The sequence below is a fragment of the Vibrio sp. 1457 genome (genome assembly GCF_033340195.1).
Taxonomy (GTDB): domain Bacteria; phylum Pseudomonadota; class Gammaproteobacteria; order Enterobacterales; family Vibrionaceae; genus Vibrio; species Vibrio alginolyticus.
Map to the genome: position 1 here is coordinate 41,090 of NZ_JAWOWA010000002.1, position 14,681 is coordinate 55,770.

Genomic DNA, 14,681 nt, shown 5'->3' on the forward strand with positions numbered 1-14,681 from the left:
TGGAATAATGAGCAGTACAAACACTCGACTTAAACATTTCTCTTTCGCTCTCTCACTTAGTGCGCTTTTGGTCAGTTCTTTTCAAGCACTAGCTGACGCATCACCTCGGGTGATGTCGGTTGATTGGACACAAACTGAAACGATGTTGGCTTTAGGGGTCGTACCTGTAGGCGTTGCTCAAGGGCAAGATTACGATGCTTGGGTAAAATCGCCACCGTTACCACCTCAAACGAAGGATGTAGGGTTAAGAACTCAACCCAATATAGAGCGCATTTACGAGCTCAGACCTGATCGTATTTTTATTGCCCCGTACTTCTCCTCAATGAAGCATCGCTTAGTTGATATCGCCCCGGTTACCACCATTGACTTATATGAAAGCGGGATTACGGATTGGTCGGTACTTACCAGTTTCACTCGGAGGTTTGGTGAAGAGCTGGGAAGAGAGGCGGAAGCAGAGGCGCTTATCCAACAATATGAAAAACGTTTGTCTTTATTAAAACAGCGTATAAATAAAGGCCAGCCGCCACTTCTAATGATTCAGTTTATGGATACAAAGCACGTACGTGTTTTTGGTCAAAATAGTCTTTACTCCCAGGCTATCGAAAAGATTGGGCTGAGTAATGCATGGAATGAAAAGACGAATAGCTGGGGCTTCAGCCTAGTTGGCATCGACAAGTTAGCTGGCATAAAAGCTCAAATCGTTATCGTAGAGCCATTACCTTATGGTGGAGCGGAGCAGCTCTCTCAAGACCCATTTTGGCAATATGTTGTTCAACAATCTGGTGAAAAGGTCATGCAAGTCGCGCCCGTTTGGAGTTTTGGTTCTATGCCTTCAGCCCTCCGTTTCGCAGAGTTAGTTACGGCGAGTAAGGTCGAGGAGTTAACACAATGAAAACGATGCCTTTAAGCTTTGTGGTGTTACTTTCGGCATTTACCTTTTCTATTGGTGCTTTCCAATTGTACCAAGTAAGCTCATTTTCGTTAGCTCTAAGCAGTTTATGGGAGCCTAACTTTCAATCTATCGATTCTGTTTTACTTCACTTTAGCTGGTGGCCTCGAGTCTTCACCACGATTATATCTGGTGCTGGATTAGCGGTTGCTGGGGTATTGATGCAGCAAGTGCTGCGTAACCCTCTCGCTTCACCCACGACACTTGGTGTGGCGAGTGGTTCAAGTTTTGCTTTGATGTTAGCTACGCTATTCGCACCTTGGATGTTGGATATCGCGCCTAATTTGGTTGCTCTCATCGGCGGTGTGATATCGATGGGGTTGGTGATGCTGTTGTCATGGCGACGAGCGTTATCTCCAACGGTTGTCGTCGTTTCTGGGTTAGTGATAAACCTGTACTTTGCATCATTAAGTACGGTTATTCTGATGATGAATACCGAAAAGCTGAATGGGTTAATGATATGGGGAGCCGGTTCGCTTGTTCAGAGTGGATGGGGAGATTTCTCGTATCTTGCACCTCGAATCGCACTTGCTACGGTCGTTGCATTTGTGATTGCAAAGCCGTTAAGTCTGTTGGAACTCTCCGAGCAAGGTGCCAAGAGTTTAGGTGTCTCGTTAGCTAAGTTGCGTTTTGTCTGTCTTGGGCTTGCGGTGTTAATCACTTCTTGGGTGGTTTCTGCCGTAGGAATCATCGGTTTCATCGGGTTAGCGGCGCCAGCGATTACTCGATTGATAGGTATCAATAAAATCCAGCATAAGCTTTGGGTATCAATGCTGATTGGTGCCATGTTATTGACTTTAACCGATTTGGTTATTCAGCAACTGCCAGGGCTAATGGCGAGTTTTATACCAACGGGAGCAGCAACGGCTGCATTGGGCGCTCCGTTACTGTTATGGCTGTTACCTCGTTTATCACAAAAGACGCAGAGCCATACTCAAACAGTGTTAACTCGACACCGTCAACATGTTTACAGGCTAAACCCTAAAGCGATCTCATTGGCGTTGATCGGCACGTTAATTTCTGTTGTTCTTTTTGCCACGGTTGCTGTGCAAAATGAAGGGTGGACAAATTTATTTGCTAGCCAAAATTGGATTTTTTTGGAATGGCGCGCACCTAGATTATTTGCAGCAGCAATTGCGGGGGCAATGTTAGCGATTGCTGGAACCATGATTCAACGCCTAAGTGGAAACCCAATGGCAAGTCCTGAAGTGATCGGTATCAGTTCAGGGACAGCGATGGGATTGATCATCGCGATGTTTACTGGGTTTGGTTCGTCAATTTTCACTCTTTCTCTAGGCGGGCTCGTAGGTGCATTAGCGACGGTATCAGTTATTGTGCTGCTAAACCGTAAGTCAGGCTTTCAGCCGGAGCGTATTTTGTTGACTGGTATTGCGATTACCGCACTGATGAATGCAATACAGAGCTTTATTCTAGCCACTGGTGACCCAAGAAGTTATCAAGCATTGGCTTGGTTGTCTGGGTCTACCTACTATGTCTCGGTTGAAACGTTACTCCCATTGTCTTTATCTGCGCTTGTCTTTATAGGGTTGAGTTTTCTCTGCGTAAGATGGCTAGATATTCTTCCTGTCGGTGCCGCTTCCTCTAAAGCACTTGGAATTCGAGTTGATCGTTCACGCGCAATACTGCTTCTTTTAGTTGCTTGTCTCACGGTCAGTGCGACATTGGTTGTTGGCCCGATTAGCTTTGTTGGGTTGTTGGCTCCGCATTTAGCTCGCTTATTTGGTTTTAACAAAGCGTCACAACACATGTTATGCGCCGCGATACTGGGGGCAGGGGTGATGTTGTTGGCTGACTGGTTGGGACGACAGGTCCTTTACCCGCAAGAAATACCAACAGGGCTTATGGCGTCTCTCATTGGCGGTTTGTATTTAATGTGGGGTTTACGCCGCTTATAGAAATGAGCTAAGCCTCAACCAAGAAAGTACTTATACAAATAAGCACTCGTAGTGGCATTCGTAACCTATGCGAGTGCTTTATGCAAAACCTCTGGTTTGTCTTTTACGGAAACAACTGGCGATGCCGTAACTCGCTTTTCTTTCAGCGGTCGCTGAAGTCATGAAGGGTTGGTTTGGCTGCCGACAAAAAGGAGAAGAATATGACTCGGCAGTTTATGCTGACACCAACGTCGATGGCGGTTGTATTAGCTTTATCAACGCCAAATGTCTTGGCTCAGGAAGATGAAAATATAGTTGTGATTGGACAGCAGCAAGACAGTGCAGTTGGTCCTGATTTTAGTTATCTTGGAGCGAAGAGTCGGGCAGCGACGAAAACTGATATTGCCATCAATGAGACTCCAAGAGCGGTGTCTGTTGTTACGCGAGAGCAAATGGATGATCGTGCCTCTATTAGCATTTCTGACGCGCTACAGTACACACCAAGCATTCAAACTAACTATTTTGGCGAAGATAACAAGCAAGATTGGTTTATTATTCGTGGTTTTAAACAGGCGAACAGCGGGTTGTATCAAGATGGTACCCGTTTATATTCTTCTGGCTTCTATAGTTGGCAAATAGATCCGTTTGCGTTAGAGAGGGTTGAAGTTTTACGTGGTGCAGCGTCTGTTCTTTATGGGCAAAACCCTCCAGGTGGGGTTATCAATGTTGTCAGTAAGCGACCTCAATTTGATGGGGGGTCAGGACTTGTATCTTTGGAGTACGGTTCTGAAGACCGTAAACAACTTTCTCTTGACGTAAACTCTGAGGTGAGTGAGCAGCTAGCTTTCCGCTTTCAAGGGTTAGCGAGAAAAAATGGGACGAGAATTAGTGGGGTAGAAGCAGAGCGCATTCTTCTCTCTCCATCGATGACGTACAAATTTAATGAGACGTCTGAAATTACCTTTCTAACGAGCTATCAAAAAGACGACTCAGATCCTTATCTGCAATTTTTGCCAGTTGAAGGAACGTTAACGCCAAACAAAAATGGAAAGATCAGTGATAGTTTAGCGATAGGCAATCCTAACTGGGAGACGTTTGAGCGTGAGCAGGTGTCTTTAGGCTATGAGTTTTCTCATGCATTTAATGATACCACTTCATTTGTTCAAGCAGCTCGTTACAGCGAAATGGATGTTAAGCTAAGACAAATGTATTCGTACGTTTACTCGGCTGACGTGCCTGCGTTGGGGCCGGCTTTGGACCCATCAAATGAACGCAAAACCATACTTCGGGGTGCTTCAACAGAAGATGGCTCATCTGATGCTTTTAATATCGATAATCGTTTGATGCACCAAGTAAATTGGGGAAGTGTTGAGCATAACTTGATGTTGGGCATAGATTTTCAAATGATCAGTATCGATGGTAAAGATTTTGCCAATGACCCTATCGTTGCTAATGGTAATGCATTATTAAACACACCAATGGGAGCTTTGCCCGATCCTAGGTTTAATGTATTTAATCCTACTTATTCGGATAACATAATGTTACTCGATCCGAATACGCTACAACCATTGAGCGAAACCGATAAGCAAAGAACGAAAATCGATAATCAGCAGCTCGGCGTCTACTTTCAAGATCATATGCTGATCAACGATAAATGGGCGATGTTATTGGGCGCACGTTACGACGATACAAGTAATGAAGTACATAATGTTACCACGGGTGCTCGCACGAAAGTCGATAATGGAGAGTGGACGTTTAGCGTGGGAACGGCTTATATTTCTGATTCTGGCTTCACGCCATACTTTAGTTACTCTCAGTACTTTGATCCAATTATTCAAGAAGACAGCAATGGTAAGCCAGCGAAGCCTGAAAGCGGTGATCAATTTGAAATCGGTATGAAATACCAACCGGATTCATTTGATGGCTATTTCAATATTGCAACGTATCGGGCAACAAAAGAAAACTTGGCTCGTATCTACTTGAGTGAATTAACGCAAATAGGAAAAATAGAAAATAACGGCGTTGAGTTTGAAGCTGTAGCTAATGTGACACCATCCTTAACATTGATCGGGAACATTGCGTACGTTGATGCAGAGATAAAAGAAGACATCAATAAGGCATGGGTTGGCAAAACACCTTCCCAAGTGGCGAATACCGTATCATCAGCTTGGGCACATTATCGTTTCTTTGATGGACCTCTTGATGGCTTTGCTGTTGGCTTAGGCGCGCGCTATACAGGTGAGTCATACGGAGACAATGAAGAGAGACTAAAAGTACCAAGTTATTTCTTAATGGATGCGACGGTCAGTTATCGAATCGGCGATTACAAGCTACAAGTCGCAGCTAAAAACATCGCGGATAAAAAGTACATAGCGACATGTGATGGCTTTTGTTGGTATGGCGACCGACAAAATGTTATTGCAAGTTTAACTTACGACTGGTGAGTTAACGTATAAATAAACACCCCTCACTTTAGGGGTGTTTATTTAGAAATCGGCTTTACGGACAAAGTGCGGGTTTTTGTACTTTTTCTGCGGGCCAAACGATGATACGACAAGTTTGTTCCATAACGTTTTGTCAAACTCACCCTTTGGAATCGAAGGGTAGAGGGTTTCCTCTTCTTCTCTTGCAAAGTTCATATATTGTTTCTTTTTAATTTGATTGTACTTTTTGGCGATCTGGTTATGTTTTCTTACCCACTCCAGCTTGTAATTGTGGAGCACTTTTTCACCTTCTTCGAGAGCCATTCGAGATAGGAACAGTCGCTTGTATGAGACCTTTCTGTCCAGCATTGTGCGCATAACGGTTTGGATATATTTACCGTGATGCGTAATGGTAATGTCGTTTTCATCAATAGGAGTGACACACCAGCCTTTAGGTAAAAAGTCTGGCTTCTTAAATTGCTTATTACGTTCCATTAGCGCCTGATGTAAAACTAAATCAGAGGTGCCGCGGAACGTCTTTTGCCATTTACCGATACGAATTTGAATCGAACCAGGCAAGCGATAGATGTTAGTAAACTTATCTTTGTCCATGGACTTGTGTCATGAGATTAATGTGCATAATTAGAAAGCGGAATTCAGTCCAATGCCACAGGCAGTAGACTTAAGTACCGTACGATTTTACAACGACCTTGCGCGATATAGCGAGGGGTTATGTCAATAATAGGTAAGAAATAGAAAATTAGTTCACATTATGAAGAAATTGGAAGCTAACAGGTTAAATTTTGAAGTTACACCAATTATGCCCATGCCGACTAAATAAAAAGAAGGCACGGGCATAAAATCACACCGCTTCTTCGAGTTGCTTGGTGTCTTCTTCAATCTGTTGTAGATGTCGGTTTGCTTGCTGTAACTGATACATTTGGGCATAGCGACCATTTTGCGTTAAGAGTGCTTTGTGTGTGCCTTTCTCGACTAACTCCCCATGATGAAGAACAATGATTTGGTCTGCATCTAGGATAGTTGAAAGCCGATGAGCAATAACAACGAGCGTCATGTCTTGTCTGAGTACCGCCAAGCTCTTTTGGATTAAAGCCTCTGTTCCTGAGTCAATATTTGCGGTTGCTTCATCCAATATCAATATCTTAGGTTTTACCACAAGCACACGTGCTAACGCCAAAAGCTGTTTCTGACCTGCAGATAAATTAGTTTCGCCTTGACCTAACTGCGTGTCTAGCCCGTTAGGGTAACGATGAATTTGTTCTGCCAAACCTACCTTGTCTAACGCATCCCATATTTGATTGTCATCAACCGCCCGACTGAGAGAGATGTTTTCTCTGACTGAAGCAGGGAGAATATGTGGATCTTGTTGAACCATTGCCACATCTTTGCGAAGTACGTCTTTCCCTAATGTTTTAAGTGGACGACCATCTATGAGCAGTTCACCACATTGCGTTGGATAAAAGCCCATTAACAGTGACGCTAATGTGCTTTTACCGCTTCCTGTATGCCCGACAAGCGCGATAAAGTCTTGGTGGTTGGCCTTCAACGAAATGTCTTTTAGGACGTCCTGTTTACCATCGTAGCTAAATGTGAGGTCTTTAAGTTCGATAGCACCTGACCTTAATGGTTGATGATCGCCCCCGTAAGTTTGTTCTTTCGCATCAATCAATTCAAAAACACGTTCGCTTGATACTAACGCCTGCTGAAGTAGAGCAAGTTGCTGAGTCATCTCAATTAGTGGTTCAGTAACTCGCGCAAGATAACTGATAAATGCATACAGTACCCCCACACCAATCAACTCAATACCATTAAAACCAAAGATCGCAACCAAGCAAAGCAACGCAAGACCAGCGAGTAAGTCCATTAATGGTCTTAGCAGATAGCCGTTTAGCCGAATCACTCGTTTAGATGCCACCAGATGCTCTGCGGTTAGCTCGTTGAACTGTTTATTAAAACGCTCTTCTTGTTGCATTAATTGAATGACACTCATCCCTTGAATGGATTCACTCAGATTCGCATTTATATCGGTCAATAGGTCACGCATCTTTCGGTAGCTTTCTGTACTTAGCTGCTTAAACAAGTACATAAAGCCGATGACGATCGGCAGCAATACAAGCACAACGAGTGTGAGCTTCCAGCTCATGAAAAACATAACGCCAAGCATTACGACAATCATGACCACGTTTTTCACCACGGTCGCGATCAAAAGCTCATAAAATTGCTGTAAAGATTCCGTATCGTTGGTGATTCGCGACACCAATTTTCCAGCAGGAGTGTAATCAAACGCAGATAACGGCTGCTTAATCACGCCAGAAAATACTTGCTTACGAATCGCTTTGATCGTGTTAGCCGCGACAATGCTAAATTGCAATGACTGAAAATACTGGAATGTTGCCGATACGATCTGAAGAGCGATATAACCTACTGCTAGCGAAATCAGAACACTTTGTGAATAGTCACCTTTAGCGATGTGCTCATCAATGAAATATTGAATCAACCAAGGGCCGCCGGCGCTAGCTAACGCTGCAATAAACAGCAAGGCGAGTCCTTTAATCATTGGCTTTGGTTGAGATAATGGGTAAGACATTAACCGTTTAAACGTGCTGGTCTGGTTCATTCATTATTCCTCCATCGCCTGCTCTAGTTTTTGGTACTCTAACATTTCGGCGTACCATCCCTGATGCGCTAATAAAGCGCTATGTTGCCCACGTTCAGTAATGTGGCCGTGATTCAAGACAATGATCTCGTCTGCTGCTTCCAATGCGGTGAGGCGGTGTGCAATAACGATTAGGGCTTGATCACGGTAGTGTGTTTCCAAATTCTTAAGGATTTGATGTTCGGTCCGTCCATCAACAGCGGAAAGTGCATCGTCCAAAACCAACACTTGGGCATTCAGCAGCATAGCGCGTGCTATCGCAATACGTTGTTTTTGCCCGCCGGAGAGTGTAATGCCTTTTTCACCAACTTCTGTTTGGTAGCCTTCAGGAAACTTCTCAATATCGTCATGTATACAGGCTAACTTTGCTGCTCTATAGACTTCTTCTTTCTCTGCATTAGGGTTGCCTAAGGCAATATTGTCGAAGATAGATTTGGAGAATAGAAACGGACTTTGGTTAACGACAGCAAAACGGTTGCGCCACTGTGGAAGTAGGGCATCCTTGATCTCGACATCACCGAATTTAATTGAGCCGTTTTCTAAATCATGTTGACGCAAAAGTAGTGTTAACAGGGTCGATTTTCCGCTTCCTACCGGCCCTGCAACTCCCAACATTTTTCCGGGTTCCAGTTCGATGTTTACTTCCGTCAAAGCGGGCGGTAAATCACTAGACCAATGGAAATCGTCGATATCAATTTTCAACGGAAGTGGTTTATTTTCTATTGGCTTATTGCCACTGATAATTGCTGGCTTTTCATCAAAGATCTCTTGTAATCGGTTCCATGCAGCAGAGCCTCTTTCTAAAATGTTAAATAAGAATGCGAATGCCAGCATCGGCCATATCATCAACCCTAAATACATCGTAAATGCGGTCAGATCACCAAGCGTGATCTCACCTTTATCAACAAGGTAAGCACCAGCAGCGACACTAAGAAGGAAAGAAAGACCGATGGTTAACTGAATTGCCGGGTCAAATCTAGCATCGACTCTTGCAACAGCGATGTTCTTTTCGCCAGTATCATCCACAACCTCTTCAAAACGTTGCTGCTCTTGGTTTTCTAATCCGAAAGCACGCAGCATTCGCACGCCATTAAGTGACTCTTGTGTCATGTCTGACATGGTAGAAAAGGCTTCCTGAGCGACACGAAAGCGTTGATGTAGGATGCGCACAATAAAGAAGATGATGATGGCAAGAAATGGCATTGGAAGAAGCGCCATTACGGTGAGCTTCCAGCTTACTTGCGTTACCATAATGATTAAAACCGCAATACCAGTGATCAAAGAGTCTGCGGCGGTTAAAACCCCTTCGCCGGCTGTCATAACGATATTACGCACATCATTAGTGCCACGAGCCATCAGATCCCCCGTCTTGTAACGTTCAAAAAAACGAGGTGGCTGTGTCGATAAATGCCTATATAGACGGTTACGTAGAATGGTCCCGAGCTCCCAGCTTGCGCCGAAAAGCCAAATTCGCCATAAGATGCGACACCCATAAATGGTAAAGATCAGTACAGTTAACCCTGAGAGCCATAGAATCAGCGTATTTGTATCTAAAGTGTTGTCTACGACGCCGTCAACTATGATGCCAACTGCTTTGGGCGGAACAAGCTGTAGTGCTGATATCACAGCGAAAAGCAGAATGGATCCGACATAGTGCCTCCACTTTTGTTGGAAATACCAACGTAGCTGCCAGAATATTCTCATTACGCCTCCCGCTTTAAATTATTGAATTTGTTATAGAACTATTATTGAGCGAAATGATGAGTTTACAAGCACAAGTTATAGGCGGGTTTAAAAACGATAGATTGTTTCAATTATAGCCATGTGTCGGCGCAAATTACTGGTTTTATCTCTATGAGCTAACTGTGCGACGACATTATGTGAAATAGTTGTTAATGGTTGTTTTGGAGCCATTACCTTGCAATAACGATGAAGACACCAAAAGTAAAAGTGTTACTGCCACTCTATATGGGAATTAGCAATCGTCAGTTTGTATTTTGTATTTCACTTGGCCACCTGGAGTTTCTGGGTAGTAAACTTCGACATAACACATATGTTCTGGACCAACAGGCTTGTTTGCAAAACCAATAAGGAAGTAGGGCTCGTCTGGGCTGTCTACCCCATACCAAGTGTTGATAGTGAGTTGCGGATCAAAGCCTGCTAGCTCTTTTGCTGGAATAACATTTTTGATAAATCCAAAGTAACCAATTAGGTCGTTATGGCCGTCATTATCTAGATCAATGTTATATTGTATGCCGCCATCTACTGTCTCTTGAGATTGAATCACTGCTTTGGTGTAGACAAAGTTGTTGGCGGTCATGAGTGCTTCTCTGGCTCCATATAGAACCGCCACTCTGGCATCTTTTTGTAAGCCAAGAAATTTAGGAAATGCAACGACGCTTACAATACCAAGAATGATGATGCACACAATGAGTTCAATAAGAGTAAATCCTTGAGAGCGACGCACAGCTTTTCTCCATGTTTTAGAAACGAATAGGCGGCTATTCTGATATAGAAACTTTCAGGTCAAGTATTAAAAAAGAATGATAGTAAGAGATCGGGATTGCAAATCTCAAATATAAAACAAGTTGCTTATTTTCGGAATGAGGAGTGATTTTGATAAAAACCAAGGAATGAACTCGAGAGGATAAAATCCTCCCGAGTAAAGCGACTAAGATTCGTGTGTCAGAGCACTGCGGTTACGTTTAAAAATGAATCGCCAAATAAATAAGACAATTGCGATGTAACCTAATCCTACCCCAAGCGCTTGCCAGTGCATGCCGTTATACATCGCGATTGGCATCAAAGAGATGATGAAGATGTCAGTGATTGAGCCAGGGACATAAGCGATGGCGTAATCATCAAGCACCTTGCTACGCATTTTTGGATCAACAATACGAAGCAACGCAATACCCATGGCAACCGTACCGGTTAACCAACCCCAAGAGAAAATGCCTTTCTCGAACCAATCTTCGCCCATGATACGTGGGGCAACCCAGAAGATTAGCCATAGTGTGAAGGCGATACCGCCGATTGCAAGCACTACCATCGGCATTAAATACTGGGCTAAGACGGTAATCTTGATGGCTGAGATACCAAAGATAATCAAATAATCGGTACTGATGCCCGCAGCGTGTTTGAATGCACCGTCACAAAGATAGCGTGAAGCCTTCGTTTGTTTCGCGATGATTCGCACAAGCATGCCGCCAAGGAAGCCGGTTACGAACGTAGGAATTTGTACCTTATCGTGGAAAGAAGATAAGTAGTTAGCCGCTACATACGAGAAAGCCGTTACCACTACAACCAGCGCCGCGTGAATCGCAAAAGAATCAACCGACAGGGAAGACATGGTGTCTTTCATTACCGGCGCTTGATCATCAGGCTTAACGAGCCCCTTGCGTTCGTGTTCATCCATGCTATCGAAGGTCGTAAAGCTACGAATCCAACCCATCTTCAATGCGAATTGCAGCATGAGCATGCCGACAGAAATTGAAATGAAAATACCCACGGTTGCGAACGTTAAGCCAAGTGTGAAGCCATCTTCCCAGCCAAGCCCCGTGAAGATTTCACCAACAACAGAGGCAGACCCGTGACCACCCATAAAGCCCGCAGACATTGTCACACCAAAGCCGGGATTAATCTCTGGCCAGAAGAAGGTTGTGAGAACTAGACCAAACATTGCCGCAAACAACCTCTGAGAAACAGAAGCGATTTGGTTAAACGCCCACAATGAGCCAGCACGCTGTGCGACGGTTTTAGGTGATGGAACATCCGTTGCCAGACCTAACGCAGAAAAAAGTGCAGCAGTTAATAGGCTTGCGTTAGCGGTAAACGTATCGGTCCAAGGCAGTACGTCTAACAGGGCTGGTCCAAAAATTAGACCGAATAATCCTGCGAGAACCGCCGATGGAATGTACATACGCTGTAGTAATGGCGCGTGAACGCGAATGACTTTTGCCAAAATCAATAGTAAGCCAGCGATGGCTAAGTCAGTCAGCATTAGACCTTTAGGCATCTTATCCTCCAGTAAATGCAGTCAAGGGGTAGCGTCCTTGTGACCTACCTTGAATAAAAATCTCTCTCAAGCCAAAAAGCCACATACGTGACTAAAAGCGTTGAGAAATCAATGTCGTTTTCATAAGCAAAGGAATGTGCTTATGCAATTTGAAATGAGTGTAAATGTTGTGATTGCACACGAACAGGAAGAGAAATTAGATTAAATTTCTCGATATTTTTTGATAGTTCACTCAGGAAAGGCGGCAATCCTAGTCACTTTGTCAGAGCAATGCAATTGATGGGAATCAACAAATAGTGTTCACTAAGTGAGCGTTCTATACTAACGGCCTGAAAAATAAAGACAATTAACAAGCAATAATATTTGTCATATCGACAATAAAAGTTGATTGAGTGGTTAAATTGTCGCCGCTTTATGAGGTGGTGTTACGGATTCACATGCGAAAGAACAAAATCAACCAAGGTGCGGTTTTTAAGGGAAAGCTGTTTTGAACGGTAAAGCAGGTGGATCGGTTTTGGCTTGGGAGTATGTTGCTGGAGAATTTCTACCAAGGCACCAGATTGAATTTCCTGTTCAACTAAGATCTTTGGTTGAAGAAGAACACCAGAGCCTTTTAACGCGGCAAACTTAAGCACATCACCATTATTAGACGTTAATCGGGTGTTGCTGTTTCCAAAGGTATTAGATGGCATGTTCACCACCTGTTGGCTTTCCCCTTGGTGGTACTGAAATCCCAAACAATGATGATGTTCAAGGTCATCAAGCGATTGGATAGGGGCATGCAGCTTAAGATAAGAGGGTGAGGCGCAGTAAGTCATGTCGTATTGCCCGAGTTTTCTTGCAACTAACGATGAATCGACCAACTCACCAATACGAATAATCACGTCTGCTTCGCTTCGATATGGGTCAATCAAACTGTTATCCAACATTAACTCAACGTTCAGTTCGGGAAATTCTGCTAAGAAGTCAGCCACGATGGGCGCAATCACCTTTTTACCATACGTGACAGGGCAGTTAACTTTTACAGTTCCGGTTGGACGGTTGATCAGCGTCTGGATCAGGTTCTCTGCGTTGGTGATGTCTTCAATAATGCGGTGGCACTCTTGGTAGTAGAGTCTGCCAGCTTCGGTCAGGGACTGTTTGCGCGTGGTGCGATGAATCAGCTGTGTACCTAAGCTTTGCTCAAGAAAGTTCACGTGCTTGCCAACCATGGTCGGTGAAATATCAAAGTGGTGTGCTGCATTACGAAAGCTGCCGTGTTCGACCACGTAAGCGAAAACTTTCATGCTTGTTAATTTATCCATTGCACACCCAGAGTTGATAAAGAAATAACTAAAGCAGAGTTTATCAATCAAATGAGGTTAATTACAGTGGGCGTATGATTAAGAATGGAGAAAGAGATCCATCATGAGCGAGACGATTTTTGTTACCGCCGAACTGAAAATGAATGCCGATAAGCCAAGACAACAAGTGGTTGAAGCCATTGAACAATTTTGCCTTGATATGCAAAGCGAAGCGGGGTGCTTGCAAGCGAATGCGACCTACGATTCTAAAGATCCACAACGTGTGATTCTTTGGGAGCGATATGAAAACCGCACCGCGATTGAAGCGCATTTTGCTATGCCGCATACACAAGCGTTTATTGCGGCTGAAATGGCAGAGTTAGTTCAAGCATTCGAAACCCAAGCTCAATAGGAGAGGCGAACATGAAATGGGGTATTTTAGGCACAAGCTTTATCTCAGGTGTCATGGCTGAGGCAATCCAAGGCGATGACAAGAGTGAACTGTACGCGGTTGCTGGGCGTTCGGAGCAGAACTTAAAGACATTCGCTGAGCAATATGGCATCGAGAATACGTTCAACGATTACGATGCGTTGATTGCCGATGAGCAAGTCGACATTATTTACATCGCATTGCCAAATCACCTTCATCATGACTTTATCGTTAAAGCGGCAGAGCAGGGAAAAGCGATCCTGTGTGAAAAGTCACTGTCGGTAGATATGGAAAAAACCGAGTTGGCACTAAAAGCAGTCGAAACGCACAAGGTATTCTTTACTGAGGGTTTGATGTACTTACATCACCCGTTGATTAGCGAGTTGGTTTCTGTGCTTAAATCGGGAGAGATTGGTGAACTTCGCTCCATCCACACGTCTTATATTGCGTCGATTGCGCAGTTTGTTAATCCAGACAGTAAAGGTGCTTTGTATAACTTAGGTTGCTACCCAATGTCATTGGTGCATTTGGTGGTGAAAACCATGTTGGGTGAACAAGCCTTTGGAAACCGCTCTATGACGGCGATTGGTCGACGAGGTAACGATGGGAATATCTGTGAATCGAGTTTGATGATGCAATTCGGTGAGCAACAAACGGCGAGCGTACACACCGCCGAAGATCATGGATTGAAACACCAATTCACCATTCTGGGTAGCAAAGGCTGTATTACGTTAGATTCAAACCCATGGCTACCAACGCAAGAAAACCAGTTTAGTGTGGAAATTTACGAGACGTCGAAGCGTGAAGTGTCTGTACCGGCTGCAGGGGGCGCTTTCTTCTATCAAGTGCACAATATTCGCCAAGCGGTTGAAGCAGGGCGTACCTCGTTAGAAAACCCTTGTGCAACATGGGAAGACTCTCACCGTATTATGCAGCTACTGACTGAGTGGGAATCACTAGCTTCAAAGTAAGTGTGTAATTGAACCAATGAAAATAAAAACGGCGCACT

11 protein-coding genes are annotated in these 14,681 nt (G+C 44.0%); 5 read left to right on the forward strand and 6 right to left on the reverse strand.

From position 1 onward, the window contains the following. The first annotated feature begins 7 nt into the window (after positions 1 to 7). From R7Z41_RS02100 to R7Z41_RS02110, 3 genes are all read left to right on the forward strand, one after another. Positions 8 to 892 (forward strand): iron-siderophore ABC transporter substrate-binding protein, encoded by an 885-nt coding sequence (locus tag R7Z41_RS02100; protein ID WP_005377718.1) that lies wholly within the window; start codon positions 8 to 10, stop codon positions 890 to 892. Continuing rightward, positions 889 to 2,865 carry a Fe(3+)-hydroxamate ABC transporter permease FhuB gene (gene fhuB / locus R7Z41_RS02105; RefSeq protein WP_205390853.1) on the forward strand — a complete coding sequence of 659 codons (1,977 nt, stop codon included), beginning with the start codon at positions 889 to 891 and terminating at the stop codon, positions 2,863 to 2,865. The genes R7Z41_RS02100 and fhuB overlap by 4 nt, the downstream gene beginning before the upstream one ends. 200 nt (positions 2,866 to 3,065) lie before the next feature. Beyond that, entirely contained in the window at positions 3,066 to 5,288 is a 2,223-nt protein-coding gene (locus tag R7Z41_RS02110; RefSeq protein WP_205390854.1) for a TonB-dependent siderophore receptor, read from the forward strand. Between the two features lie 42 nt (positions 5,289 to 5,330). Here the strand turns inward: R7Z41_RS02110 and R7Z41_RS02115 are convergent, their stop codons facing one another. From R7Z41_RS02115 to R7Z41_RS02140, 6 genes are all read right to left on the reverse strand, one after another. After that, on the reverse strand, positions 5,331 to 5,879 hold the full coding sequence (locus tag R7Z41_RS02115; protein WP_085569861.1) for a hypothetical protein: 549 nt from the start codon (positions 5,877 to 5,879) through the stop codon (positions 5,331 to 5,333). A 250-nt stretch (positions 5,880 to 6,129) separates the two neighbouring features. After that, positions 6,130 to 7,905, reverse strand: coding sequence for an ABC transporter transmembrane domain-containing protein (locus tag R7Z41_RS02120; RefSeq protein WP_047102215.1), 1,776 nt, complete (start codon positions 7,903 to 7,905; stop codon positions 6,130 to 6,132). 3 nt (positions 7,906 to 7,908) lie between these two features. Continuing rightward, positions 7,909 to 9,648, reverse strand: a complete 1,740-nt coding sequence (locus R7Z41_RS02125) for an ABC transporter transmembrane domain-containing protein (protein WP_132936644.1) — start codon at positions 9,646 to 9,648, stop codon at positions 7,909 to 7,911. 271 nt (positions 9,649 to 9,919) lie between these two features. Beyond that, on the reverse strand, positions 9,920 to 10,411 hold the full coding sequence (locus R7Z41_RS02130; protein ID WP_005377704.1) for a type II secretion system protein: 492 nt from the start codon (positions 10,409 to 10,411) through the stop codon (positions 9,920 to 9,922). A 204-nt stretch (positions 10,412 to 10,615) separates the two neighbouring features. Beyond that, a complete protein-coding gene (locus R7Z41_RS02135) occupies positions 10,616 to 11,959 on the reverse strand; it encodes a sodium/glutamate symporter (protein ID WP_318136308.1) in 1,344 nt (447 codons plus the stop codon). A 425-nt stretch (positions 11,960 to 12,384) separates the two neighbouring features. Further along, the gene (locus R7Z41_RS02140) at positions 12,385 to 13,263 is read right to left on the reverse strand and encodes a LysR family transcriptional regulator (RefSeq protein WP_206970835.1); all 879 of its coding nucleotides are present in this window, start codon (positions 13,261 to 13,263) and stop codon (positions 12,385 to 12,387) included. 103 nt (positions 13,264 to 13,366) lie between these two features. Here R7Z41_RS02140 and R7Z41_RS02145 point away from each other — a divergent pair, with 103 nt between their 5' ends. Together R7Z41_RS02145 and R7Z41_RS02150 are read left to right on the forward strand one after the other, a co-directional pair. Beyond that, positions 13,367 to 13,654: a putative quinol monooxygenase gene (locus tag R7Z41_RS02145; RefSeq protein ID WP_039842932.1), complete on the forward strand. Its 288-nt coding sequence runs from the start codon at positions 13,367 to 13,369 to the stop codon at positions 13,652 to 13,654. Positions 13,655 to 13,665: 11 nt separating this feature from the next. After that, a complete protein-coding gene (locus tag R7Z41_RS02150) occupies positions 13,666 to 14,643 on the forward strand; it encodes a Gfo/Idh/MocA family protein (RefSeq protein WP_206970834.1) in 978 nt (325 codons plus the stop codon). The last annotated feature ends 38 nt before the right edge of the window (positions 14,644 to 14,681 follow it).

What these genes read in the sequence shown, in the direction of transcription:
- R7Z41_RS02110 (WP_205390854.1), top strand. Translation starts at nt 3,066, where the DNA reads ATGACTCGGCAGTTTATGCTGACACCAACGTCGATGGCGGTTGTATTA.
- R7Z41_RS02125 (WP_132936644.1), bottom strand. Translation starts at nt 9,648, where the DNA reads ATGAGAATATTCTGGCAGCTACGTTGGTATTTCCAACAAAAGTGGAGG.
- R7Z41_RS02120 (WP_047102215.1), bottom strand. Translation starts at nt 7,905, where the DNA reads ATGAACCAGACCAGCACGTTTAAACGGTTAATGTCTTACCCATTATCT.
- R7Z41_RS02140 (WP_206970835.1), bottom strand. Translation starts at nt 13,263, where the DNA reads ATGGATAAATTAACAAGCATGAAAGTTTTCGCTTACGTGGTCGAACAC.
- R7Z41_RS02145 (WP_039842932.1), top strand. Translation starts at nt 13,367, where the DNA reads ATGAGCGAGACGATTTTTGTTACCGCCGAACTGAAAATGAATGCCGAT.
- R7Z41_RS02100 (WP_005377718.1), top strand. Translation starts at nt 8, where the DNA reads ATGAGCAGTACAAACACTCGACTTAAACATTTCTCTTTCGCTCTCTCA.
- R7Z41_RS02135 (WP_318136308.1), bottom strand. Translation starts at nt 11,959, where the DNA reads ATGCCTAAAGGTCTAATGCTGACTGACTTAGCCATCGCTGGCTTACTA.
- fhuB (WP_205390853.1), top strand. Translation starts at nt 889, where the DNA reads ATGAAAACGATGCCTTTAAGCTTTGTGGTGTTACTTTCGGCATTTACC.
- R7Z41_RS02115 (WP_085569861.1), bottom strand. Translation starts at nt 5,879, where the DNA reads ATGGACAAAGATAAGTTTACTAACATCTATCGCTTGCCTGGTTCGATT.
- R7Z41_RS02150 (WP_206970834.1), top strand. Translation starts at nt 13,666, where the DNA reads ATGAAATGGGGTATTTTAGGCACAAGCTTTATCTCAGGTGTCATGGCT.